The organism is Paenibacillus terreus (assembly GCF_042138595.1).
Classification (GTDB): domain Bacteria; phylum Bacillota; class Bacilli; order Paenibacillales; family Paenibacillaceae; genus Paenibacillus; species Paenibacillus terreus.
Genome location: NZ_JBHIRX010000003.1, coordinates 410,110 through 433,075, shown reverse-complemented (window position 1 = coordinate 433,075; position 22,966 = coordinate 410,110). Strand labels below are relative to the sequence as shown.

At 50.9% G+C, this 22,966-nt stretch carries 17 protein-coding genes, 2 pseudogenes and 1 riboswitch; of the genes and pseudogenes, 13 read left to right on the top strand and 6 right to left on the bottom strand.

Annotated elements, in window-relative coordinates:
* The first annotated feature begins 197 nt into the window (after positions 1-197).
* Positions 198-1,205 carry an asparaginase gene (locus tag ACE5KN_RS08895; protein WP_375526636.1) on the top strand — a complete coding sequence of 336 codons (1,008 nt, stop codon included), beginning with the start codon at positions 198-200 and terminating at the stop codon, positions 1,203-1,205.
* A gap of 164 nt (positions 1,206-1,369) precedes the next feature.
* Here ACE5KN_RS08895 and ACE5KN_RS08890 read toward each other — a convergent pair whose 3' ends face one another.
* A complete protein-coding gene (locus ACE5KN_RS08890) occupies positions 1,370-3,061 on the bottom strand; it encodes an ABC transporter substrate-binding protein (protein ID WP_375526635.1) in 1,692 nt (563 codons plus the stop codon).
* 107 nt (positions 3,062-3,168) lie between these two features.
* Here ACE5KN_RS08890 and ACE5KN_RS08885 point away from each other — a divergent pair, with 107 nt between their 5' ends.
* The gene (locus ACE5KN_RS08885) at positions 3,169-4,704 is read left to right on the top strand and encodes a DUF4153 domain-containing protein (RefSeq protein WP_375526634.1); all 1,536 of its coding nucleotides are present in this window, start codon (positions 3,169-3,171) and stop codon (positions 4,702-4,704) included.
* Between the two features lie 151 nt (positions 4,705-4,855).
* On the opposite strand, the gene serS is transcribed toward ACE5KN_RS08885, so the two are convergent.
* Complete coding sequence (serS, locus tag ACE5KN_RS08880) at positions 4,856-6,142, bottom strand: serine--tRNA ligase (RefSeq protein ID WP_375526633.1); 1,287 nt, start codon at positions 6,140-6,142, stop codon at positions 4,856-4,858.
* Positions 6,143-6,596: 454 nt separating this feature from the next.
* Between serS and ACE5KN_RS08875 the strand changes: the two genes are divergently transcribed.
* The 4 genes and pseudogenes from ACE5KN_RS08875 to ACE5KN_RS08860 form a co-directional block, all read left to right on the top strand.
* On the top strand, positions 6,597-7,943 hold the full coding sequence (locus ACE5KN_RS08875; protein WP_375526632.1) for a sodium-dependent transporter: 1,347 nt from the start codon (positions 6,597-6,599) through the stop codon (positions 7,941-7,943).
* Positions 7,944-8,190: 247 nt separating this feature from the next.
* The gene (locus ACE5KN_RS08870) at positions 8,191-8,607 is read left to right on the top strand and encodes a RelB antitoxin-like protein (protein WP_375526631.1); all 417 of its coding nucleotides are present in this window, start codon (positions 8,191-8,193) and stop codon (positions 8,605-8,607) included.
* A complete protein-coding gene (locus tag ACE5KN_RS08865) occupies positions 8,600-8,821 on the top strand; it encodes a type II toxin-antitoxin system HicA family toxin (RefSeq protein ID WP_305753909.1) in 222 nt (73 codons plus the stop codon). Before ACE5KN_RS08870 ends, ACE5KN_RS08865 begins: the two co-directional genes overlap by 8 nt.
* 231 nt (positions 8,822-9,052) lie before the next feature.
* A pseudogene (locus ACE5KN_RS08860) lies at positions 9,053-9,307 on the top strand (KGG domain-containing protein); the annotation flags it as partial.
* Between the two features lie 89 nt (positions 9,308-9,396).
* On the opposite strand, the gene ACE5KN_RS08855 reads toward ACE5KN_RS08860, so the two are convergent.
* Both ACE5KN_RS08855 and ACE5KN_RS08850 read right to left on the bottom strand, forming a co-directional pair.
* On the bottom strand, positions 9,397-10,767 hold the full coding sequence (locus ACE5KN_RS08855) for a DUF2252 domain-containing protein (protein ID WP_375526697.1): 1,371 nt from the start codon (positions 10,765-10,767) through the stop codon (positions 9,397-9,399).
* 131 nt (positions 10,768-10,898) lie between these two features.
* The gene (locus ACE5KN_RS08850) at positions 10,899-11,237 is read right to left on the bottom strand and encodes an ArsR/SmtB family transcription factor (RefSeq protein ID WP_375526630.1); all 339 of its coding nucleotides are present in this window, start codon (positions 11,235-11,237) and stop codon (positions 10,899-10,901) included.
* 127 nt (positions 11,238-11,364) lie between these two features.
* Here ACE5KN_RS08850 and ACE5KN_RS08845 point away from each other — a divergent pair, with 127 nt between their 5' ends.
* The 3 genes from ACE5KN_RS08845 to ACE5KN_RS08835 all read left to right on the top strand — a co-directional run bounded on the left by ACE5KN_RS08845 (position 11,365) and on the right by ACE5KN_RS08835 (position 15,135).
* Positions 11,365-12,765, top strand: coding sequence for an MFS transporter (locus tag ACE5KN_RS08845; RefSeq protein ID WP_375526629.1), 1,401 nt, complete (start codon positions 11,365-11,367; stop codon positions 12,763-12,765).
* A gap of 249 nt (positions 12,766-13,014) precedes the next feature.
* Positions 13,015-13,293 (top strand): hypothetical protein, encoded by a 279-nt coding sequence (locus ACE5KN_RS08840; protein WP_375526628.1) that lies wholly within the window; start codon positions 13,015-13,017, stop codon positions 13,291-13,293.
* Positions 13,294-13,626: 333 nt separating this feature from the next.
* Positions 13,627-15,135 (top strand): monooxygenase, encoded by a 1,509-nt coding sequence (locus ACE5KN_RS08835; RefSeq protein WP_375526627.1) that lies wholly within the window; start codon positions 13,627-13,629, stop codon positions 15,133-15,135.
* A gap of 181 nt (positions 15,136-15,316) precedes the next feature.
* Here ACE5KN_RS08835 and ACE5KN_RS08830 read toward each other — a convergent pair whose 3' ends face one another.
* Positions 15,317-16,894: a pyridoxal phosphate-dependent decarboxylase family protein gene (locus ACE5KN_RS08830; protein WP_375526626.1), complete on the bottom strand. Its 1,578-nt coding sequence runs from the start codon at positions 16,892-16,894 to the stop codon at positions 15,317-15,319.
* Between the two features lie 32 nt (positions 16,895-16,926).
* A pseudogene (locus ACE5KN_RS08825) lies at positions 16,927-17,028 on the bottom strand (SDR family NAD(P)-dependent oxidoreductase); the annotation flags it as partial.
* 123 nt (positions 17,029-17,151) lie between these two features.
* A riboswitch (cyclic di-GMP riboswitch) is annotated at positions 17,152-17,238 on the bottom strand.
* A gap of 349 nt (positions 17,239-17,587) precedes the next feature.
* Here ACE5KN_RS08825 and ACE5KN_RS08820 point away from each other — a divergent pair.
* The 4 genes from ACE5KN_RS08820 to ACE5KN_RS08805 all read left to right on the top strand — a co-directional run bounded on the left by ACE5KN_RS08820 (position 17,588) and on the right by ACE5KN_RS08805 (position 22,954).
* Positions 17,588-18,619 carry an NADH:flavin oxidoreductase/NADH oxidase gene (locus tag ACE5KN_RS08820; protein WP_375526625.1) on the top strand — a complete coding sequence of 344 codons (1,032 nt, stop codon included), beginning with the start codon at positions 17,588-17,590 and terminating at the stop codon, positions 18,617-18,619.
* Between the two features lie 219 nt (positions 18,620-18,838).
* Positions 18,839-19,252 (top strand): MarR family winged helix-turn-helix transcriptional regulator, encoded by a 414-nt coding sequence (locus ACE5KN_RS08815; RefSeq protein WP_375526624.1) that lies wholly within the window; start codon positions 18,839-18,841, stop codon positions 19,250-19,252.
* Between the two features lie 80 nt (positions 19,253-19,332).
* Positions 19,333-21,108, top strand: coding sequence for an ABC transporter ATP-binding protein (locus ACE5KN_RS08810; protein WP_375526623.1), 1,776 nt, complete (start codon positions 19,333-19,335; stop codon positions 21,106-21,108).
* The gene (locus ACE5KN_RS08805) at positions 21,101-22,954 is read left to right on the top strand and encodes an ABC transporter ATP-binding protein (RefSeq protein ID WP_375526622.1); all 1,854 of its coding nucleotides are present in this window, start codon (positions 21,101-21,103) and stop codon (positions 22,952-22,954) included. Before ACE5KN_RS08810 ends, ACE5KN_RS08805 begins: the two co-directional genes overlap by 8 nt.
* Positions 22,955-22,966: the final 12 nt, after the last annotated feature.

Sequence of the window (22,966 nt, the reverse complement as noted above, 5' to 3'; positions counted from 1 at the left end):
AAAGAGGATGAAAAATGTATGTTACCCCTTTCAAGAGACTATGAATTGCCAACAAAATTTTTTTGCTGAGGAGTCTGTCCCGAGGTGTCTATATTCTAAAAAATGAGAACGGAGCCTCCCTGATATTTTCCTCCGCGAATGGTATACTCTAAAAAGTTGAGGTTTTGCATACGAACCAGCGGAAGGAAATGATCCATATGAAAAAAATACTGTTTATCAACACAGGAGGAACGATTTCTTCTTCTTATCAGGAGCATGGCCTCACGCCGACACAGTCCGCCGAGAGCATCCTGGCCGAGATTCCTGAATTGCGGGAAATCTGTCATATAGATGCCCATAATCTCATGAGCATTGACAGCACCAATACCCAGCCGGAGGACTGGGCCGTGATGGCACGCATGGTGCATCGGTCCCTGGATGAGTATGACGGGATTGTTATTGCGCATGGGACGGATACGATGGCGTACACGGCTTCGGCCCTCAGCTTTATGCTGGGAACGCTGCACAAGCCGGTGGTGCTAACAGGCTCGCAGGTATCCATTCTGGCCGAAAACAGCGATTCCAAGAAAAATGTGATTGACTCTTTCCTGACGGCTTGCGGGGATGTTGCGGGAGTATTCGTTGTCTTCAACGGCAAAATCATTAACGGCAGCCGCTCGTCCAAGATCAGAACGCGCAGCTATAATGCATTTGAAAGCATCAACTATCCTTATATCGGGCTGGTTGAGAACGGGAAAGTGGAGTATACGGAAGGGCTTAAGATTTCAACGGAGGTTGATCATCCGTACAACGACAGCTATTGTGCTGAAGTGTTCCTGCTGCGGCTCATTCCGGGCACCAATCCGGGTATTTTTGACGCGATCAAGTCTTTGGGCTACAAAGGGATTGTTATTGAAGGCTTCGGGCTCGGCGGTGTACCGTTCAAGGAGAGAAGCTTGATCGATAAAATTGAGCAGCTGATGAAGGACGGCATCACCATTGCCGTTACGACACAGTGTCCTTATGAGGGCGGGGATCTGACCATCTATGAGGTCGGGCAAAAGGTGCTGGAGAAAGGCGTCATCCCCGGCTACGATATGACTACGGAAGCGCTGGTCACCAAGATGATGTGGGCACTCGGTCAAGCGGCCGATTCTGCGGAAGCGGCGCGGATCATGGCTACCAATTATGTAAATGAGGTTACGATTCCTGCGGATCAGAAGTGATTACACGAGTTGTAATAATATAGGGAAAAGGAAAGCGCCGCCGGGCTGCCGGCGGCGCTTTCTGTGCCAGCTGGGAATATAATATTCCACACTTGGGGAGATACAATCCTCTCATTGCTCGAATCCCCGAATCCTCTAATTCCATTACATCTTCGATGTTTTTCTTATATAGAGGTTGGCGGGAACCACACATGTCTGAGATCGACCCACCCCTGGCTGTTGAAGGTCACCCCCCGTACAGATGGCAGGTAGGCGGTCTGAACCGGCCGCTCATAGAGGATGTGCAGATGGTTTTCGCGGATCAGCAGCGCCTCCAGCTTTGCCAGCCCCTCCGCTCGGGCCTGTTCGTCCGGTTCATTGCCTATTTTCCGCAGCAGCTTTTCGATATCAATGCGCGTATGCGGTTCGACATGCTCAGCGGCTGTCAAATACAAATCGAAGAGGCGAAGCTGCTCATCCCGGTCACGGATGAGCGAGAAGAGAATCAGGTCCGACTGCAGCCGGACGTCCCCCTTGAAATCCTCGACCGGCACGGAAGCTACGCTGCACGCATAACCTGCCTCTTCCAGCCGCGCTGCGATCAGGTCAGCATCCTGTCTGTACTGAGGAATTGTGGCAATTTGCAGGGAGATTGACGCTTCGCTTTCTGCCTTGCTGGCTGCATTTGAGGCAGGAGGACCCTCTTCGCCACGCAGGCAGGTTATGATGCGGGCCCGCACCTCCTGATTGCGGAGCGGCCCCTCCTTTTCCGTGTTGCAGGTGACGAATTTGCGCACGGTGACATCCGAGTGGATCTGGCTCCAGGCTCCCGCCTCCGCAGAAGCGGGGTTGTGGATTACGTGGAAGGGAGATGATGAGTCCCCCGGATGATCCGCTGACTCCCAGGGAACATGGATGATTTCGACACGATCCAGATGAGGCCGACCCTGAAAGTAATGGGAGAACACCTCCAGGCAGCAGAGGTTCTCGCTCATTTCCGTCAGTCTGAAGGGCCCCGTACCGACAGGCTTCAGACCAAATTGCTGTTCCCCCAATTGGTCCAGGTCCTTCGGAACGATGGCAGCCCTGCTGGTGCAGAGAAAGGACAGGAACAGCTCGTTTGGTTCCTTAAGCTCCATGATCACCGTGAGGGGATTCAGGGCCGTAACCGACTGGATTTGCCGGAACATAAAGCTGTACAGCGTTCTTTGCGAGGTTCGCATCAACCGCTCAAAGGTGTAGACAACATCCTCGGCTGTAAGCATTTTGCCGTTATGAAACAGCACTTCCTTGCGCAGATAGAAGGTCCATACAGTACGCTCGGCGTTCGCCTCCCAGGCGTGGGCGAGACCCGGTACAATCTGCTGGGTTTGGCCATCTCTCCGGACCAGCCCGTCAAAAACATGACTCGATACAAAGGACTCAGCCAGCAGATTCATATACAACGGGTCTACGGTGTACAGCTTCTGCCTTACCGGCAGGCGCAGCGTATCAATCTGCCGGTTGCGCCGGATTTCCGAATGGCCGCCGAAGTAGGACATGATCCACCCTTGCAGTCGATCCTGCAGGCTGGCGGACGGCGAATATGTATGAATCTGGTCCATTGCTTTCCGGATATCGCGCCGGTTGATGGCCTGCATCATGGATTTTGCCGCGATTTCCTCCGGCTTGACCAGAAATTCCAACCGCGAGCGGCTGCCCCGGCCCCGCCGCGGGGTCCAGCGGACCCAGCCATGCTGCGTCATTTTATTAATAATGCTGAGCGCGTTGCGATGCGTGCAGTCAAAGGTTACAGCAAGCTCATCCATGGTTACGGAAATTTCATTACTTTCCCCGTATTGTGCCCGCAGACGCAGAAATTGGTTATACAGCTTCATCGTTTGATCGGCTCCTAAAATAGGAAGTTTGTCATCTTTTTTCTTCTCTTTATCTTCTTATTTTATCACCTAGAATAGGGTGTAGAAAATACTGGAGGTCATGTTTCATGGTTGATAAACTGCTGCAGAGCCCCAAACGTCCGCTTTATGCGCTTGCTGGAGCCCTTTTACTGGCGGTCATTCATCAGTATCTGTTTTATGGACATCTCCCGGGTCTGTCGTATCCGCTGTTTGCAGTGTGCTTGTACGTATTTATGTTTGTGTACGCCAAGGACCGGATGCGTGAATTCACCTGGTTCGGCTGGCTGCTGTTTACTTCGGTCATGCTTTTGTCACTGACTTATGTGCTGTTTTATAATCCGCTTTTTTATGCACTCAATCTGCTCGTTATTCCATGTCTGGTGTCTGTACATATGGCCTACAAGTTCAGCGCAAGAAGGCTGGATTGGGCCGATATCCGGCTGCTGTGGGATACGATCGATCATCTGATCCCCCAAAACCTGCGGCATGCCAGCACGTTGTTCCGCATGCTGAAGAACACCACAGGCGGGCGGATGGGGGAGGGGCACAAGGGGGTCCTTGTTCAGATCCTGACCGGTTTGCTTGTAGCGCTGCCCCTGGTAACAATCGTAGTGGCACTGCTGTCCTCAGCCGACGGCATGTTCGACCATATGCTTGCCAGCGTTCCTTCCTGGCTGGGAAGCCATTTAACCTTCGGAGAAGGCGGCGTGCGCCTGGTCTGGACCGTGGTGCTCTGCCTGCTGTTCTTCGGTTATCTATGGGGGTTCGTGGACTTCAAGCCGTACCCCGCAGAGCTTAAAGCAGTTGAACCCGGGGACGACAGGCTTGAACAGAAGCTGGGCGAATGGGCGGAGGAAGCGGTAAGCGTCAAGCTTGCTCCGGTGATTACAGCAACCATACTGGTAACGATGAATGTGGTGTATCTGTTGTTCGTATATACCCAGTTTGCTTACTTGTTCGGAGCAAGCGAGGGCGTATTGCCGGATGGTCTTTCTTACGCGGAGTATGCGAGAAGCGGCTTTGCTCAGCTGATCATGGTGACGGCCATCAATTTTGTCCTGATGCTGGTTGTGCTGCTGCTTGGAGAGCAGGCCCCCGGCCGGCTGCACCGGTGGAATCAGGGGATGCTGTATGTGCTGGTTGCGTGCTCGGGGATCATGCTGTATTCCGCTTATATCCGGCTTGTCATGTACGAGGAAGCCTATGGTTATACCTATACCCGCTTTCTTGTGCATGCGTTTATGATCTTTCTCGGACTGCTGCTCCTGATTGCGGCGCTCCGCATTCATATGACCCGGATACCGCTGGCAAAAAGTTATATCGTGCTCGGAATATGCGCATATGTACTTATCAATTACATCGGAATGGATACCATCATTGCGGATCGGAACATTGAACGTTACCATGCAAGCGGCGATATGGATATCGACTATCTCCGGGATTTGTCGGCGGATGCAGTACCACGCCTGATTGAATTTGCCCGGAACGAGTATCCGGACATGAATGACCAACTGCGGGAGCGTTTTGCCGGGATGAACGGCCTTCATGTGCCCTGGCAGTCCTTCAATCTGGCGGAGTACCGTGCGCAAAAGGCTCTTGAAGACTATTTTGGAAGTCAGTAAATACGCGGACTGCTGCCTCAAATGAAAGAAGGGATGCCCCAAAGGTCTTACTTGACCTGGAGCATCCCTTTCATATGTTATGAGGCGTTTCTGTCATGAGGCACTTCAGGAACGAACCAATTCCCTCCGCTTGCTGCTGTCCCTGCTGTAATTATTCAGCAAGGGGACGAAGCACCTCTTGCCCGTTCATGTAAGGCCGCAACGCCTGGGGAATACGAATCGAACCGTCCTCCATCTGATGGTTTTCCAGCAGCGGGATCAGGATGCGCGGGGAGGCAACGGCCGTGTTATTGAGCGTATAGCAATAGACGAGTTTGTCTTCCGCATCCCGGTACCGAATGTTGGAGCGGCGCGCCTGGAAATCCAGCAACTGCGAAGACGAGTGCGTCTCGCCGTATGCCCCGCGGCTTGGCATCCAGGTTTCGATATCCTGCTGCTTGTAGGTTTTCTGCGACATATCTCCGGCACAGACGGCCATCACCCGATAGGGCAGCTCAAGCAGCTGCAGCAGCTCTTCCGCATGTCCTGTAATTTCCCGGAACATCTTCTCCGATGTCTCCAGGCTGGCCTCGCACAGAATGACCTGCTCGACCTTGGCAAATTGATGGACACGGTACAGGCCGTGCACATCCCGGCCAGCCGAACCCGCTTCGCTGCGGAAGCAGACCGAAACAGCGGCCAGCCGTACAGGCTCGGCAACGTCGATGACTTCGTTGCTGTAATAAGCAACGAGTGGAACCTCGGAGGTTCCCGCCAGCCATTGGTCCTCTCCCTCGATCCGGTAGGTCTGCTCTTCACCGAGCGGGAAGAACCCGGTATTCACCATAGCAGGCGAGCGCACCATGAGAGGAACCTCAAGGAGCCGAAACCCTTTGGCGAGCAGGAGATCAACTGCCAGCTGCTGGACGGCCCGATGCAGCAGCGCGCCGTTGCCGGTAAGATAATAGCTGCGTGTTCCGGCTGTTTTGACGCCGCGGGTGGTATCGATCATCCGGTGGAGCCGACCGAGCGCAATATGATCCTTGAACTCAAATTCGAATCGGGCAGGTTCGCCCACACGCTTAACCATCACGTTATCCTCATCCGAGCTGCCGGCGGGTGTGTCTGGCGAGACGATATTGGGGATGAGCAGCATGCGCTCCCGATACTGTGCTTCCGCCTCCTGGTACGCTTCCTGCAGCCGATCCAGCGCCGCATGAACCTCCTTGGCCTGCTGCCGGGTCTGTTCTATCGCCTGGCTGTCCTTTTTCCGCATAAGGGCCGCGATCTCGCCGCTCAGCCTGTTGCGCTGCTGCCGAAGGGCCTCTATCTCCTGCAGCATCTGCCGTCTTCGGTCGTCCCACTCGAGCAATTCCGTTACAGAAACCTTGATTTTTTTCTGAACCGCCGCCGATTGTACTTCGTCCTGATGCTGTCTGATCCATTTGATATCCAACATGGCACCGCACTCCTTACACAGATAGATTGGTATTGCGAAATGCAAAAAAGCGCCCTCATCCACATGGGACGAGGAGCGCTCTGATCTCGCGGTGCCACCCAAATTGACCGGACAGGCATCTGTCCAATCCACTTTAGTCCGCTGTAACGGGCGGGGCCGGTTAACTTAGGGAGATTCCGTTCGCTGCAGAATTCCTTGACGAGAACGCCTCCGAGTTGGATGCTCTTCACGGGCATGATCGTGTATGTTTTTGGATATTATACGCAGATCAGGAGAAATAAATCAAGTCTAAGCCTATGTCAGATAATTATGCCGCCCAATATTCAAAATTATTCTCTTGGGGTGGACAAATCGTCCATTTGTATCTCCTTCGCGGATTTCACAAACTTTCTTGCTGACCTGCTTTGTCAGCTAGTATATAATGGACCATATTTATTTTTTTAGGGGGATATAAATGAGCTTTCAGCAAGAAAAACAGCTGTCCGCGAAAGGAGAGCGTTTCTCCTCCGCCGGGTTTATACTGGCGGCAATCGGCAGCTCAGTAGGTCTGGGGAATATGTGGAAGTTCCCTTACATTACAGGTCTATACGGAGGAGCGGCCTTCTTCCTGATCTTTATCGTATGTTTGATTGCGGTAGGGCTGCCGGTTCTTCTGGCTGAGCTGGCCATCGGACGCAGCGGGCGGGGCAGTGCAGCTTCGTCCTTCGTCAAAGCCGGCGGCGGCAAGATCTGGGAACGCCTGGGGCTGCTTCAGATCATCGCGCCTTCCATGATTCTGTCTTTTTATGTGATTGTAGCAGGGTGGACGCTTCATTATGCCATTCTTGCATTCAGCGGCAGATTGTTTGTGAATAATGACTTTGCCGGCCAGTTTGGCACCTTTGTGTCCGGGCCTATGGTGATTGTATGGCAGGCGATCGCCATGCTCATTACGGTTTGGGTTGTAATCAAAGGTATTTCGGGAGGAATCGAGAAGTTTAACAAGGTTCTCATTCCCGGTCTGGTTGTACTTCTGATTGTCTTGATGATTCGCGCTGTAACCCTTCCAGGCGCAGGTGCAGGGGTTTCCTTCTTTCTGAACCCTGACTTTTCGAAGCTTACCGCGGAATCCGCGCTGGTTGCTTTGGGACATGCCTTTTTCTCTCTATCCCTGGGTATGGGGATTTTGATTACGTACGGGGCTTATGTGGACAAACGCCAGTCGCTGGGGACGGCAACGCTGGCTATCGGCGCAGGCGACCTGATCTATGCGCTGATTGCCGGTCTGATTATTTTCCCGACGGCGTTCTCCTTTGGCATTGATCCTGGACAAGGACCTTCGCTCGTATTTATCGCCCTGCCTGCGGCATTCTCGGCGATGCCTTTGGGCTGGCTGTTCGGCGGATTGTTCTTCGTTCTATTGGCAATTGCCGCGATGACCTCTGCTGTATCGATTTTGGAGGTTCCTGTAGCTTATGTCAAAGAGCGCTGGAATTGGAGCCGTTCCCGCTCCGTGTGGACGATGGCGCTGATCTGCTTCATTGTGGGCATTCCTTCCGCGCTCTCGCTTGGAATGGTGCCTGCTTTGACCTTTGGCGGCAAGGCGTTTTTTGACTGGATGGACTTTATCGCCTCCAACATTCTGCTTCCGCTGGGCGGCCTGCTCACCACGCTCTTTGCAGGCTACTTCTGGAAGAAGGCTGCGGATGCGGCAGGTTTGACCGCTGCGTGGTTCCGCATCTGGCTCTTCATGCTGCGTTACATTGCGCCTATACTGATGATTCTCGTGCTGTTGTATTCCGCGGGTGTCATCAAGTTTTAATCTCTGGGGCTACATAGGCACACCCCAGTTTACAACCGAAAGGATCTCAAATTCCACTGTATAGTGGAATTTGAGGTCCTTTTTTCTCGAAGAAATTCAGTTCAAAGTGGGGAACAAAAAACCAAAAGTTGACTTTTGAGACAGCCTCATTTTGCGTTGCAAGTATGATTGGGAGCGCAGATGAATATACTACATAGTGTACATTGTGTACATATTCTTGTACAATGGAGGCGAAGGAGGGATGATTATGCAAACCGTTCTTAACGCTACAGAAGTAAGAGCAAATTTTGGTGGTTTTATTGATACCATTGTCAGAGATAAGCCTCAAGCGATCAAGAGGAACAGAGATGTCATAATGGCATTCTCAAAACAACAAATGAAGGAATTGCTGTCCGTGTATGAGTTGACCTTTGAATATGAACAAGATGAGGATGGTCGATATGCCGGCTCAATAGAACAAATCGATGATATTGTAGCAGACGCCGAGACACTAGAAGAACTCAAATATGAATTGTCCAAGAACTTGGTTGAATATGCGATAGATTATGAAGCCAATTACTCACGTTACTACAATACCCCCAATCGACACAAACATGCCCCGTACATTCTACGTGTACTATTGGAAGATGATATTGAGTCAGTGGCACGAATGTTCCATGCCTAGTTGGGGTGACTTGGAAAGCTTTTTAAGACGTGATGATTGGGTTTTGGTAAGACAGAATGGCAGGGATAAAATATATGAAAAAACTCTGCCGAACGGGGAGATTTTAAGAACAGCGGTATCAAAGGGAACGGGGGAAATTGGTAAAGGCCTGTTTAATCGGATTTTAAAACAGCAGTTGAGAGTTGATAAAGAATATTTTAACTCGAAAAAATAGAGCTAATGACGTAGGTTTAATTACCTACGATGATCAGGCGTCATTTCGATAAGGATGTCACGATTCTGAAGCGTAACGGAGGCCCTTATACATTGAGGGAATACCGCGAAACCTTGGAGAGAGAAGGCATTGAGCATTATTTGAGGCTGCGCCTGTGTTTAGTTCTCCAGGGGACGGGTAATATATGAACGTGGCGCTAACCACACAAAAAATTCAGAGGAGTGATAGAACATGGCACGGAACCAAGATGGCAAAATGAGTCGTGAAGAAGCAGGCCGAATGGGCGGGGAAGCCACTGCTCGGAATCACGACAAAGAATTTTATCAGGAAATCGGCCGCAAAGGCGGCGAAGCTACTGCAAACTCTCATGACAAGGAATTTTACCAGGAGATCGGAGAGAAGGGCGGAGAGGCTACCTCCAAATCACATGGTAAAGAGTTTTATCAGGAGATCGGCCGTAAAGGCGGCGAATCACGCGGCGATGACCGCTAAATCCCAGCAAGGCATTATTATAGGATCCGTGTAAATAGAGCAGAACCGCCGTATTGGCGGTTCTTTTCTTATATTATTTTTGCTTAAAGCTGTACGGCCTGCTCTTCGTCCGTCTTCTCCGTATCCGTTTGGCGCTGTCCGATCCAATCCAGGAAGAGTTCATAATCCGCCTCTACCTGGTCTGCATAGGCTGCTGACCACTGGGTAATATGGCGGCAGAAGGCGTCCCTGTCGGGGCCCATTGCTCTGGCAATTTCGTGCTCGCTATGATAGGACAATATGCCGGCGGCAACATCCGCATCTGCCCGGGCATGCATTTTGGCGGTAAGGCGGCCCATCAAGGCCACAACCTGCTTCATATCGTCCGTGCTTTCGATATTTTCAAGCTTCAATCTTTTTTTATAAGGCGATCTTTCACGGACATAGAAATCGCGGCCATCAATGGTAAGAAAGCCGAGATGTTCGTCGGCTTCATGATGCATCGCCTGCTGTGTAGCCGTTACCCGCTTGCCCTGATGACTGAACGACTCCCAGAAGGACTCGGAATACGGCATGAAGTATGCGGGTACGGGAACCCGGACTTCTTTAACCTCCAGTACAGTATCATCCGCGCCTTCTTTCTCCATCCCGCCTTCGATAAGCACATAAAAACGGTCAAGGCCGATGGAGGCTGTGCCGGAGCCGTGCTTGACGGCGATATCCTTGATGCTATAGTGCTCTTCGCTGTGCTTTCTGTCTTCGATGGTGTCCAGATAGAAAGGCCATGCCTTCTCCAGTCCGGTCTGTTCCTCGTTCGTGGGCACAACCAGCTCCGTTGTTTCGAGAAACACACGCTCACTCTGCATAAAAGCGGTTATCTTTTCGAGAAAATGCTGCTGCTTGCGTTTTTCCAGCTTGCGGAGCAGTTTTTTGACCGGTCCCTTGGCCGAGTGCTGGTCGACGAAAAATGCACCGGGATCGTCTTTGCCAGCCGAGAAGCGATGCATTTGTTTGTAATAGGCTCGTACATAGTCTGACACGCTCTGTATTTGTTCTTCCCTGCTGTACCCCAGCTGCCTTCCAACCAGCGCTATGCTGACGGACATTCGCAACAGATCATACAGGTAGGAGCCGACATAACCCTCGTCAAAATCGTTGACATCATAGACGATCTGTCCCGACTCATTCCGGAAAGCCCCGAAATTTTCAAAATGAAGATCCCCTTGTATCCAGGTGGGACGTTCGGCAGAAGTATGATACGGGAAATAATGGCGGGTTGCATCGAAATAGAAGAGATAGGCGCTTCCTCTATAGAAGGAAAAAGCGCTCTGTGACATTTTCCGATACTTCTCCATTCGCTTGGACTCTTCCAGTTTCATCAGGGTGCCGTCAAATTCATTAAAAACGGAATGCAGTAACTCCTTGCGCAGCTTCGCTCTTGTGCGTTGTACTCCTTCGGTTATAGCGGAAGTCATTCCCATACGGCATGCTCCTTCAGGACTTTTTTTCTTATCATAGCTCCTTGCGATGCCGGGTGCAAAGGTATTTTGCGTGTCCATAAAGCAAACAACCTGAGCTCACATGAATACCGAACTCAGGTTGCTGTTTAATCTTGCACGTATGGCTGCTGGGGTGAACCTGAAGCTTCATAGGCTTTCAGTATGGAATCCAGCAGTCCCGGAAAACGGCCTTCCAAATCTTCCTCCCGCACGGAAACCAAGCGTTGTGTCCCTTGACTGCGCGTAAACACCACTCCTGCCTCGCGCAGTGTTCTGATGTGATGGGACAAAGTGGATTTGGCAATCGGCACCTCGAAGAAGTTGCACGGGTTTTCGCCGTGTTGGCGAAGCAGAGAAACAATGTATAACCGAATCGGATCGCTCAACGCGTACAACACGGAAGAAAGCTCAATCTCCTCCCGGCTCGGATGATACAGCACTTTCATCTGATGATCCCCTTTTGAAAAGAAATATTTTTCAAAACCACTAATTGCATTTTAAATGATGTCATGCTATATTTCAAATGTTCGATTATAATCGAACTAAGAAAATAGAAAGAGTGGGTGAAATCAAATGAAGGCAGCATCAACGGATGTTACCTCATCCCTCCCTGCAGAGGGCGATTTAAAAAAGGAAAGTGTGCTGACCCTGCTGCTAGGGCTTGCCGTTGTTCTGGTCATCATGAATACGTCCATGTTCAATTTGGCTTTGCCCGAAATAGCTGCTGCGTTCGGACTTCAGGATTCAGTCGCTTCCCTGATCGTAACGAGTTATTCCATCATGTTCGCTATTTCTTCCATTACATACAGCCGGCTTTCCGATTTTGTACCGCTCCGGCGTCTGCTCGTAATCGGTTTGCTTACCTTGGGCCTTGCCGCAGTGGGCGGACTGTTCAGCACAAGCTTCTGGTTCCTGCTGACCATGCGTGTTCTTCAAGCGTCCGGAGCCGGAGCGGTGATTTCGCTTTCCATGGTGCTGTTCACCCGCTATATCCCTATTGAACGGCGCGGCAAAGCCATGGCATTTATAATGTCGGCTGTTTCTCTGGGACTTGGTCTTGGTCCGGTGGCCGGCGGCGCCATTGTTGATTACTTCGGCTGGAATGATCTGTTTGCGATCACCGCCATCAGCCTGGTGCTTGTCCCGTTCTTCTACCTTTATATTCCGAAGGAAGCGCCGACGCGCGGTATTTTTGATACGCCAGGGGCCGTCTTTCTCGCTGTGGGTACGACCGGTGTGCTGCTGTTCCTGACCAACCATTCGTGGATTGCGCTCGCAGCGGGAGTTGTGGGCCTGGCTCTGTTTATCCTGCGCATCCGCTTTGCTTCAGAGCCGTTTGTCCAGCCGGCCCTGTTCGCCAATTCTCCTTATACGGCTTTATCACTGGTAGGAATTCTATCGTATTTGTGCAGCTTTGCCACCTTGTTTCTTATCCCGCAAATTCTGGTGCACAGGTTTGATTTTAGCGCAAGCCAGGCCGGCTTGGTGATCTTCCCCGGCTCCTTGCTTGCCATTGTCGCTTCCCGCAAGGTCGGTTCCATCATCGACAGGCACGGCAATTTGGCGATTTTGCGTTACGCACCGCTCATGGTGCTCTGCGCAACGATTCTGTTTGCCTTGTTTGCCGGAAATTCATGGATTTCCATTTTGTTTATCTATCTGCTGAACAGCCTGGGCTTCACCATGCTGTCAAGCAGCGTATCCAACGAGATTTCCCGGATTCTTCCCCAATCGCAGGTTGGCTCCGGCATGGGTCTCTTCCAGCTGCTGCAGTTTTTTAGCGGTGCGTTCAGCGTAGCCGTCGCATCGAGCGCCATGGAATGGCAAAAAGGGCTTTCGCTCCCGACCGCCTATTCCAACATTTTTTGGGGCCTTATGATTATGGCTTTACTGTCCTTCATCTCGGCTTACACCTATTTGCGCAATGCCAAGGCGCTGGCGCTCAAAAACCGCTCCGGCTCGCTTGAAGTCTAGGAGCAGCAGCAGTCCGTGAGTCCATTCAAAATCTAAAGGAATAATTAGCCTTTGTTTATCTCATCCTAAGCCCATTGCATCTGCCGCCAGCCTTGCGTTGACCGTAAGACTGGCGCAAGCTCCTGTAATATGTTATGTTAATTTTATCCTGCGCCATGAAGGACGGGATGCTATGATAAGGGAGTCGGCACAAACGCCCACTATGCATGATCGTTTGCCCAACAAGTCATAATGAGGAGTTGAAATGTAATGAGTGAGAAAGTGAATGAGCTGGATCTTGTCCGGTTCATAGCGGAACAGACCGACATCGATTCCAATAGCATTAGGCTTGTATTAAAGCATGAGCAGGATTTCATTAACAATGCCCAGGCGGATGTCAATGGAGACGTTGAAATAGACGGAGATGAACTGGTGGATTATATCCTGAGCAGATCGGATGCGGATTTGGATGAAATTACCGTCGAGACGATTCTGGATACAGAAATGGATTTTTTTATGGACCGGGGTTATGCCGGCTATGAAGACTGAATAGGGCAAATCAATCAAAAATGTAGAAGCTATCCCAGCTCTCCAGTACACTGGAGGGCTTTTTACACCACTGTACTTCGAAGGCATGAACAGCAAATGCCTGGAAGGCGGTATCCATAGTTAAGATTCAAGAGGGTTGCTTATGGTAAAGGAGGCGTGCTACAATAAAATTGTTTCGTACAAAACAAAAATTTTATTGTATTTTTGTTTTGTACGAAACAAAATTTAAATCGATTATAGATTTATTTTTCCCGCTGAACATTTGATATTTTAATCTATCGGTGATCTGAGGAGCGGCTGAAATTCTATAATCTTAAAAAAAGGAGTGAAGGCATGGATTTTCAAGTGGTAGTTGTCGGAGGAGGACCTGTTGGCGTAATGGTGGCTTCAGAACTCGCACTGGCAGGAGTCAAGGCGTGTGTACTGGAGAAACGGAAGGAGATCACACCTTATTCCCGCGCGCTTACGCTGCATCCACGGTCGCTGGAGCTGCTGGATATGCGTGGTCTTAAAGAAAAGCTGGAAAACAGAGGGGGACCGATTCCCACCGGGCATTTCGCATCGCTGGATACCCGGCTTGACTTCTCGGTGCTTGATTCCGCCTCTAATTACACGCTCTTTATTCCGCAGAATGAGACTGAAGAGGTGCTGGAGGAATGGGCAAAAAGCCTTGGTGTGGATATCCGGCGGGAAGTAGAGGTCGTATCTGTCCGTCAGCATGCGGAAGGCGTTGAGGTGACCGGCGTTGGGCCGGAAGGCGAATTTACACTGCAGGCAGCTTATGTAGTCGGTGCAGATGGTGCGGGCAGCACGGTTCGCAAACAGACCGGCATTCCGTTCACCGGAACAGGGGATACGCTGACCGCCATGCTTGGCGACGTGGTGCTGACGGAGCTGGAGAAGCCCACCGTTCTGTCCCGTTATAGTGAGCAAGGAGGGACGATGATCGTTCCAATGAACTCGGGGCTGCACAGGGTGATTGTGGTTGATCCGGAGCGGACATCCGTGCCAAAGAGTGAACCTGTAACTCTCGAAGAACTGGGAGCGAGCTTAAAAAAGATTCTCGGAACCGACCTCGGTATCTCGAATCCTCGCTGGTTGTCCCGTTTTGGCAATGCGACACGACAGGCGGAGCGTTACCGTGAGGGTCGGATCTTCCTCGCGGGGGATGCGGCGCACATTCATCTCCCGGCCGGCGGCCAGGGGCTGAACGTGGGATTGCAGGAAGCGGTGAACCTGGGCTGGAAGCTTGCGGCCGCGCTGAAGGGCTGGGCACCGGAATGGCTGCTGGACAGCTATCATCAGGAGCGCATGCCTGTAAACACGGCGCTGCTTCGCAATACCCGGGCTCAGGCGGTGCTGATGGCATCGGATTTCTCGCAGTCTATGGGCGACCTGCGCAGCCTGCTGTCCGAACTGCTGCAAATTCCGGAAGCGAACAGATTGCTGGCCGGCCAGATCTCAGCGTTTAACATCCGTTATGAGTCGGACCCGCTTGCACTAGCGCATCCGCTGAACGGATCCCGCCTACGGGATTTGAAGCTGAGAACGGAAGACGGTGCTCTCCACCAGGCGTATGAATTTTTCCATTCCGGCTCTTTCGTACTGCTTCACTTTGCGGGGGACCCAACGATCCAAGGGGCCGATTGGAGCCGTTACCCTCATATCAAGCCGGTGTTCGCTTCGCTTGCCGAGGATGCCGCTGATTGGGCCGACGTGCATACGGCGCTCGTTCGTCCGGACGGCTATGTCGCATGGGCGTTGTCACGGTCGGAATCGGAGCCTGTGGAATCGGTCCGGCAAGGGATCGCTCGCTGGTGCGGCGAAGCAGGGATTCTTTGATTTGATTGTTTTGAACAAAACAAAAAATGCTGAGAACAGGGGAATCTTACACCTGTTCTCAGCATTTTTTAATCAGAATATCGCAGGAGAATAGCGAATTCTGATAGTAAGTGGGGGGTATGCACGGAGCATCTCACAACGTATGATAGGAGACACTTTTGTCCTTAACTATGGAGGAGGGTTAAGTTACTAAAACATCATTTATAATCTCCTTCAGATAAAGCACAATCTCATCCACATGCTCCTTCCGGGTATGGGGTGAAATGACGGAGAGCTTGGCTGCGTAAAGCGGCATCGTATGCAGGTCTGCCGTCAATACAGATAAGTGTTTTTTCGTATGGTCCAATAACATACTCTCTCTCCGCCGGCCCAATCGCTCGAATAATCTTTCGTTCAGGAGATTGGTGCGCTCCACTTCCTCCTGCGTGCATTCCCCGTTCAATTCCTCCGCGAAGCGGGAAACGCCGCCCGGGTATATGCGAAACAAAGTAATGTTCCCCGGATTAAACCTATTTACAATCACCGCTTCGGGAATGTTCATTTTCAGTGCTTTCCTGAAAGCAATGTTCACCTCGACCAGTTGGCCCAGGATCTGTTGATAACCTTCAATCCCGAAAGCCAGCAGTACGCTGTAGATTCCGAAGGAGCTAGCGGGCGTTTCTTCCGGAGGAAGGTCTATAAGCTGAAGATCCTTTGCGTCTTTAACCAGAAGCAGGCTGCTTGAATGCGGAATATGCCCTGATTTATGAAAATCAACGCACAATGAATCGGCAAAGCGAAGCTTGGCCATTTTGGATTGAATCCTGTACAGGGCGTGTAATGTCTCCGGTTCAAAGGAAAGGGGATTGGCTGCAAAATCGTACCCGTTAAAGAAGGCAAAGATTCCGCCGAGCGCCGAGTCCGCGTGGATATGCGGCCGGGGAATATTATAAGCGGAGCACAGAATGGCGGCTAAATGGTAAATTTCCTCTACATCGTCGATCCCCATCGCATCGCTTGTCCCCGTTGTGGCTACAATGCAAATCGGTGTTCCTCCGCTGCGGATCACACGAATCAATTGATCCTTCAACTCCACAAGATCCATGGAGCTGTCCGGCAGTGTCCGCACCCGGATCAAATGACCGCTTCCGATCCCTACCGCTTCCATTGACCTGGACAAGCTGTCATAAGCCGCTTCCGAACAGAGCACATACAGCTTGCGGGGCACGCCCGAGCGGGGTGCATCGGGAGCAAGCTTGGCAATCGCGATGCGCAATGCCGCAAATAGGGCCCTTTGCCCTTCCCCAGGGGTGTAACCTCCACTGCTGCTGCTGTCGTATCCGACCAGCCTGGACAGCATTGCTGTTACACTGGCTTCTGCCTCTGCACCTGCCGGCCCGTATGCCTCCGACATATGACTGTCATTAACCAGACAAGCGGTCAACAGGCCGAGAATACCCGGGATGCTGTCCATCTGGAGCGTATTTGTCAATTCGTATCTTTTATGTAGGGGGAGGGAGTGCAGAAGTGACAATAGCTTATGATTGACCTCTTCCATAGACATCCCCGCTGCCGGTATTTTACATGACCGTATAAGTTCACTATATAAGTCGCTTTGTCGGCGGTTACTCTCCATGAGATATACATGATCATGAGCTTTAACGCGGTCGATGCCGATCAGGATTTGCTCGATCCATTTCAGAAAAGCTGCTCTCTGCGAATCATTCCCGTCTGAACCGGGGTACCGTGTTCCGATGTCAGGCTTGCTGTCGTACAACATCCAATCCCCTCCCCGTGTGCTATTAATACTGCCTACAAAGCATGTCCCGAGCCGCCGTCGATATTTACAGAGGTGCCGGTTACATAGGAAGCCGCTCCGGATGCCAAAAATGTAATAACTTTCGCCGCTTCATCCCTTCGCGGACTTATGTTAAAGCACTTTCATTCCTAGAAAAATAAGAATTTTACATTTGTGAACGCAAAAACACCTCTTTCTTATCTGGTAAAGGAATAAGACGGAGGTATTTTTCCGTCGTATTCGGTAGCTGGCTGGCATCGTGGCATCCCACCTAAGCCCCTGTAGCTTTGCGTCCCCGCCTTTCAACGGGTTTGCCTTTATCGTACGAGTTTATTGCTGTCTAACCGTGTTGTATGATGTCAATTTACCAATAGGATGGTTATATGGGAATAGGAGTTTGGAACTATTTTCCTCAAATTTTCTTTATTTGGGACAAAGAAATAAAAATTTTAAGTTCTTTTGATTCATGAAATCAGGATCATCGAGCTGATAACCGCTCACAAAGACAGTATAAAAATTGATACTAGGGAACATGGATGTGAGTACTTGTGTGGGAAATTGCAAAGTATGATAATGAATTGTGTGCAACTTTCTTGAGTTGCAGTACAGCTAAAAAATGTATGATTCGTAAACCTGTGGTTGAAACTATGGGACAGGAACCAGGGAGGGATTACCATGTCAAAGAACATACTGTTCACGCCTTACACCATTAAAGGCCTGGAGCTTAAAAACCGGATTGTCATGGCGCCGATGTGCCAATACTCGGTTACAGCCAAGGACGGCATTCCGAATGACTGGCATTATGTCCATTACACCAGCCGCGCTGTGGGCGGCACAGGATTGATCATTATAGAAATGACAGATGTCGAGCCTGATGGCCGTATTTCAGACTATGATCTGGGACTGTGGTCGGATGAGCATATCCCCGCTTTTCGCCGTATTGCCGATGGTGTGCATGAGCATGGAGCGAAGCTGGGCATTCAAATTGCCCATGCCGGCCGCAAGGCGGAGGACGCAGCCGAACCTGTTGCTCCGTCGGCCATTGAGTTCCCAGGCGGAGAGCCATACAAGAAGCCGCGTGCGCTGACAACGGAGGAAGTGCGGGAGATGGTGCGGAAATTCGGGGAAGCGGCGCGCCGTGCGGTAGCGGCAGGAGTGGACACGATTGAGATCCATGGAGCGCACGGCTATCTCATTCATCAATTTCACTCCCCTCTCACCAACAAGCGGGATGATATCTACGGACAGGACCTTTCACGCTTCGGCGTAGAGGTGATTAAGGCGATCAAAAAGGAGATGCCTGAGAACATGCCGCTGCTGTTCCGGATCTCTGCCGTGGAGTATGCGGACGGAGGATACGATATCGATCATGCAATCGAATTGCTTAAGAAATACCGTGATGCGGGCGTGGATGTCGTTCACGTCAGCTCCGGCGGTGAAGGGACTCCTGGAGCGAGAAGACCAGGGAACCATCCCGGCTATCAGGTTCCGTTCGCCCGCCAGATTCGTGAGGAGGTTGGCATTCCGGTCATTGCCGTAGGCAGACTGGATGACCCCGATATGGCGCAATCGGTCATCGGGAACGGAGATGCCGAGCTGGTGGCCGTGGGGCGCGGTATGCTGAGCGATCCTTACTGGGCTGTACATGCAGCGGTAACGCTCGGCGAGGAACATAAAGTTCCCGTGCAATATGAGCGGGCGTTTTAATGGATAGGCGCCGATAGGTGCCATATAAGGTATTATAATAACCCGGCCGAGGGATTCAGCCGGGTTATTTCTTGTGTTGTTTTGTTCATCTGACCAGTACCATCTGCAACTTAATTTGGCGGAAAATAGAGGGAATACCCGTATGGGTTTGACACAGCAGCAAAGATCTATTATTATCTCATAGTGTAAGATAAATTTTAGAAGGTGTGAGCCATACAAGTGGATTATAAAGAATTAGCGGTAGAGCTCTTTGAATACGCCGCCCAAGCTCGCAAACCGCCGCTGGATGATCGGAGACAGCTCTTCTCGCGCGGGGAAGTGGGGATCCTGATTCACCTGAATTTCCATAAAGACGGGACCACCTCCGGAGAATTGAGCGAATACTTGTCCGTCAGCACGGGAAGGGTGGCAACAGCGCTGAAGAGCCTTGAGAAGAAGGGGTTTGTTGTGCGTCGTACCGATGCGGATGACAAACGCAGGGTGATCGTATTTATTACCGATGCCGGCAGGCAATTTCTGCTTGACAGACGTAATGAAGGCATTGCGTTAACCGAGAAAATGCTGCGCAGGCTGAGCGAGGAGGATGCCAAGGAGTTTGTCCGCCTGGTAAAGATCATGGCTTCCAAGAGTTAATAACCAATGCAGTTCATTTAAGGGCTGCATGATATTTTTGCCAAATGTCTTACACTATAAGATAAAAGGAGAGCAACCAGATGGTGAAGATTTTCAAATACCTCAAGAGGCATGAATGGATGCTCGTGCTTGGCAGTCTGGCCTTCATCGTTGCACAGGTATGGCTTGATTTGCGACTGCCGGATTATATGGCGGAAATTACAACCAAGCTGCAGATGGAAGGATCGAAGATATCGGATTTGCTTGTCCCCGGCGGTTATATGCTGCTGTGTGCCGTCGGCAGTATGATCGCCTCGATCATTGTCGGCTACTTCGCCGCCAGGGTGGCGGCAGGGCTGGCTATGCGTCTGCGCGGTATGGTATTTGACAAAACCTTGTCATTTTCCATGGAGGAGATTAACGGCTTTTCGACCGCCAGCTTGATCACCCGTTCAACGAACGATGTTACCCAAATTCAAACGGTGGTTGCACTGGGACTGCAGGTGATCATCAAAGCGCCGATTCTGGCTGTATGGGCCATCGTAAAAATTGCGGATAAAAATTGGCAGTGGACCGCCTCCACGGGAGCGGCCGTAGCCGTGCTGATTCTGATGCTGAGTGTGATCATTATTTTCGCTTTGCCAAAGTTTAAAAAGATTCAACAGCTTACGGACAATCTGAATCGCGTAACCCGTGAAAATCTGACCGGGCTGCGGGTGGTTCGCGCTTATAATGCAGAGCCGTATCAGGAAGCCAAATTCGAGCAGGCCAACGTTGAATTAACGAAAACGAACCTGTTTGCCAGCCGGTTAATGGCGATGATCGGCCCGGGCATGACCTTTATTATGTCAGGCCTGAGTGTGGCGATCTATTGGATTGGCGCTTATCTGATTAACGTTGCTGCTGTGCCTGACCGTATCGCGCTGTTCTCGAATATGGTCGTATTCTCCTCCTATGCGATGCAAGTGGTCATGGCCTTTATGATGGTCAGCATGATCTTTATTTTGATGCCCCGTGCATCGGTATCCGCCAAGCGGATCATGGAGGTGCTGAATACCGAGGCCAAAATCGTTGACGGGAAGGAAACGGCAGGAAAACCGGAGTTGACCGGCCAGGTGGAATTCCGCAATGTCAGCTTCAAATATCCGGACGCGGAGGAGCCTGTGCTGCACAACATTAGCTTTACTGCCAGGAAGGGCGAAACGGTTGCCTTTATTGGCGCTACAGGCAGCGGTAAAACCAGCGTGATCAATCTGATCCCCCGCTTTTATGACGCGACCGAAGGAGAAGTGCTTGTTGACGGCGTGAATGTCAAAAATTATACGCAAGAAGCGCTTCATAACAAAATCGGTTACGTGCCGCAGAGAGCTGTGCTGTTCAGCGGCACAGTGGTTTCTAACGTGGCGTATGGCAATAACGGGCGGACTGACGGGAAGCCGGAAATATCCGAAGAGCTGGTCAAGAAAGCAGTCGAGATTGCCCAAGGCTCCGAGTTCGTGGAGAACATGGAGGGCCAGTATGAGGGGCAAATTGCCCAGGGCGGTGCCAATGTATCAGGCGGACAGAAGCAGCGGTTATCCATTGCCCGCGCAATCTACCGCCAGCCGGAGATTTATATTTTCGACGATTCCTTTTCGGCGCTTGACTACAAGACAGACCGCATTCTGCGCTCGGCCCTCAAACAACAAACCGGCGACGCCACGACACTCATCGTTGCGCAGCGCATAGGCACCATTAAGGACGCCGACCGCATCATTGTGCTGGAAAATGGCGAAATTGTCGGCAGCGGCACGCATGATGAGCTGATGGATAACTGCGGCACTTATCAGGAAATCGCCTATTCCCAGCTTTCGAAGGAGGAACTCGTACATGGGTAAAAATGAATACACCGTGGGCAGTCACAATACAAACGCGAAACTGCGGGGGCCTGGGAGTGGGGGTCCCATGGGCGGCGGCATGAGGCCTGGTGAAAAGTCGAAAAATTTCGGGAAAACGGTCAGCCAGCTTTTATCCTACAACAAAGCCTATTTGCCCCTGATTATACTGGCTATGATTCTCGCTTTGCTCGGCTCCGCCTTCAATGTGATCGGTCCTGATAAGCTCAGTGATATTACGAACATGATTCAGCAAGGAATCATGACAGGCATCGATCTGGACGCCGTTCAGAAGATCGTTCTTATATTAGCCCTTCTGTACGGATTGGGGATCATCTTTAACTATTTCCAGGGTTTTATCATGGCCACGGTAACACAGCGTATTACGAAAAAAATGCGGACAGAATTGTCGCAAAAAATCAATCATATGCCTTTGAAATATTTTGATTCCACGAGCTACGGCAATGTGCTAAGCCGTGTAACCAATGATGTTGATACCATCGGTCAAACGCTGAATAGCAGTATGAGCGCGCTGGTCGGATCGGTTGCTACGTTCGTTGGCGCTCTGCTGATGATGATTTTTACCAACTGGATTATGGCACTTACCGCGATTGCGGCTACAGTGATCGGCTTTGTATTGATGATGGTGATCATGAAGCATTCGCAGAAATATTTTATTGCCCAGCAGGGTGAGCTCGGTCAAATCAACGGCCACATCGAAGAAACATATGCCGGTCATAACGTGGTCAAGGTATATAACGGGGAAAAAGAAGCCAAAGAGGTGTTCCATAACATTAACGGCCGTCTGTACAGCAATGCATGGAAATCCCAATTCATGTCAGGTCTGATGATGCCAGTCATGATGTTCATCGGGAATCTCGGTTATGTAGCGGTCTGCGTTGTCGGTGCTTTGCTGGTATCCAGCAATGTCATCACGATTGGTACGATTGTTGCCTTTATGGTGTATATTCGCTTGTTTACACAGCCCTTGTCCCAATTGGCACAGGCTGCAACCAATCTGCAATCCGCGGCTGCCGCCGGTGAACGGGTATTCGAATTTTTAGGTGAAAAAGAATTGGCAGACGAAAGCGCAAAAACCACGAAGCTGGAAACGGCCAAAGGGGATGTTGAATTTAAAAATGTCCGTTTCGGCTACAACGAAGACCGTATGATTATTAAGGACTTCTCCATGAAAGCCAAAGCCGGGCAGAAAATTGCCATTGTCGGTCCGACAGGCGCCGGTAAAACCACCTTGGTGAATCTGCTCATGCGGTTTTATGAACTGAACAGCGGGGAAATTTATATTGACGGCACCCCGATCAGCCAATTAACGCGTAAAAACGTTCATGATCTGTTCTGTATGGTACTGCAGGACACCTGGCTGTTTGAAGGAACCATCCGTGAAAATATCGTATTTTCCAAGGATCATGTCACCGACGAGGAAGTTGTAGCGGCAAGTAAGGCGGTGGGGCTGCACAGCTTTATTAAAACTCTGCCGCAGGGCTATGATACGGTGCTGGATGATAAAGCCAATCTCTCTGCAGGTCAAAAGCAGCTGATCACCATCGCCAGAGCCATGATTGAAAATGCGCCCATGCTCATTCTGGACGAAGCGACCAGCTCAGTGGATACGCGCACGGAGCTGCTGATTCAGCAGGCGATGGATCAGCTGACAGTTGGCAAAACCTCCTTCGTCATTGCCCATCGTCTCTCGACGATCAAGAACGCGGATCTGATTCTGGTCATGAAGGACGGCGACATTATTGAGACAGGCAATCATGAAGAGCTGTTAGCCAAAGGCGGCTTCTATGCCGAGCTGTATAACAGCCAGTTTGAGAATGCGTCATAAATGTGATGAGAG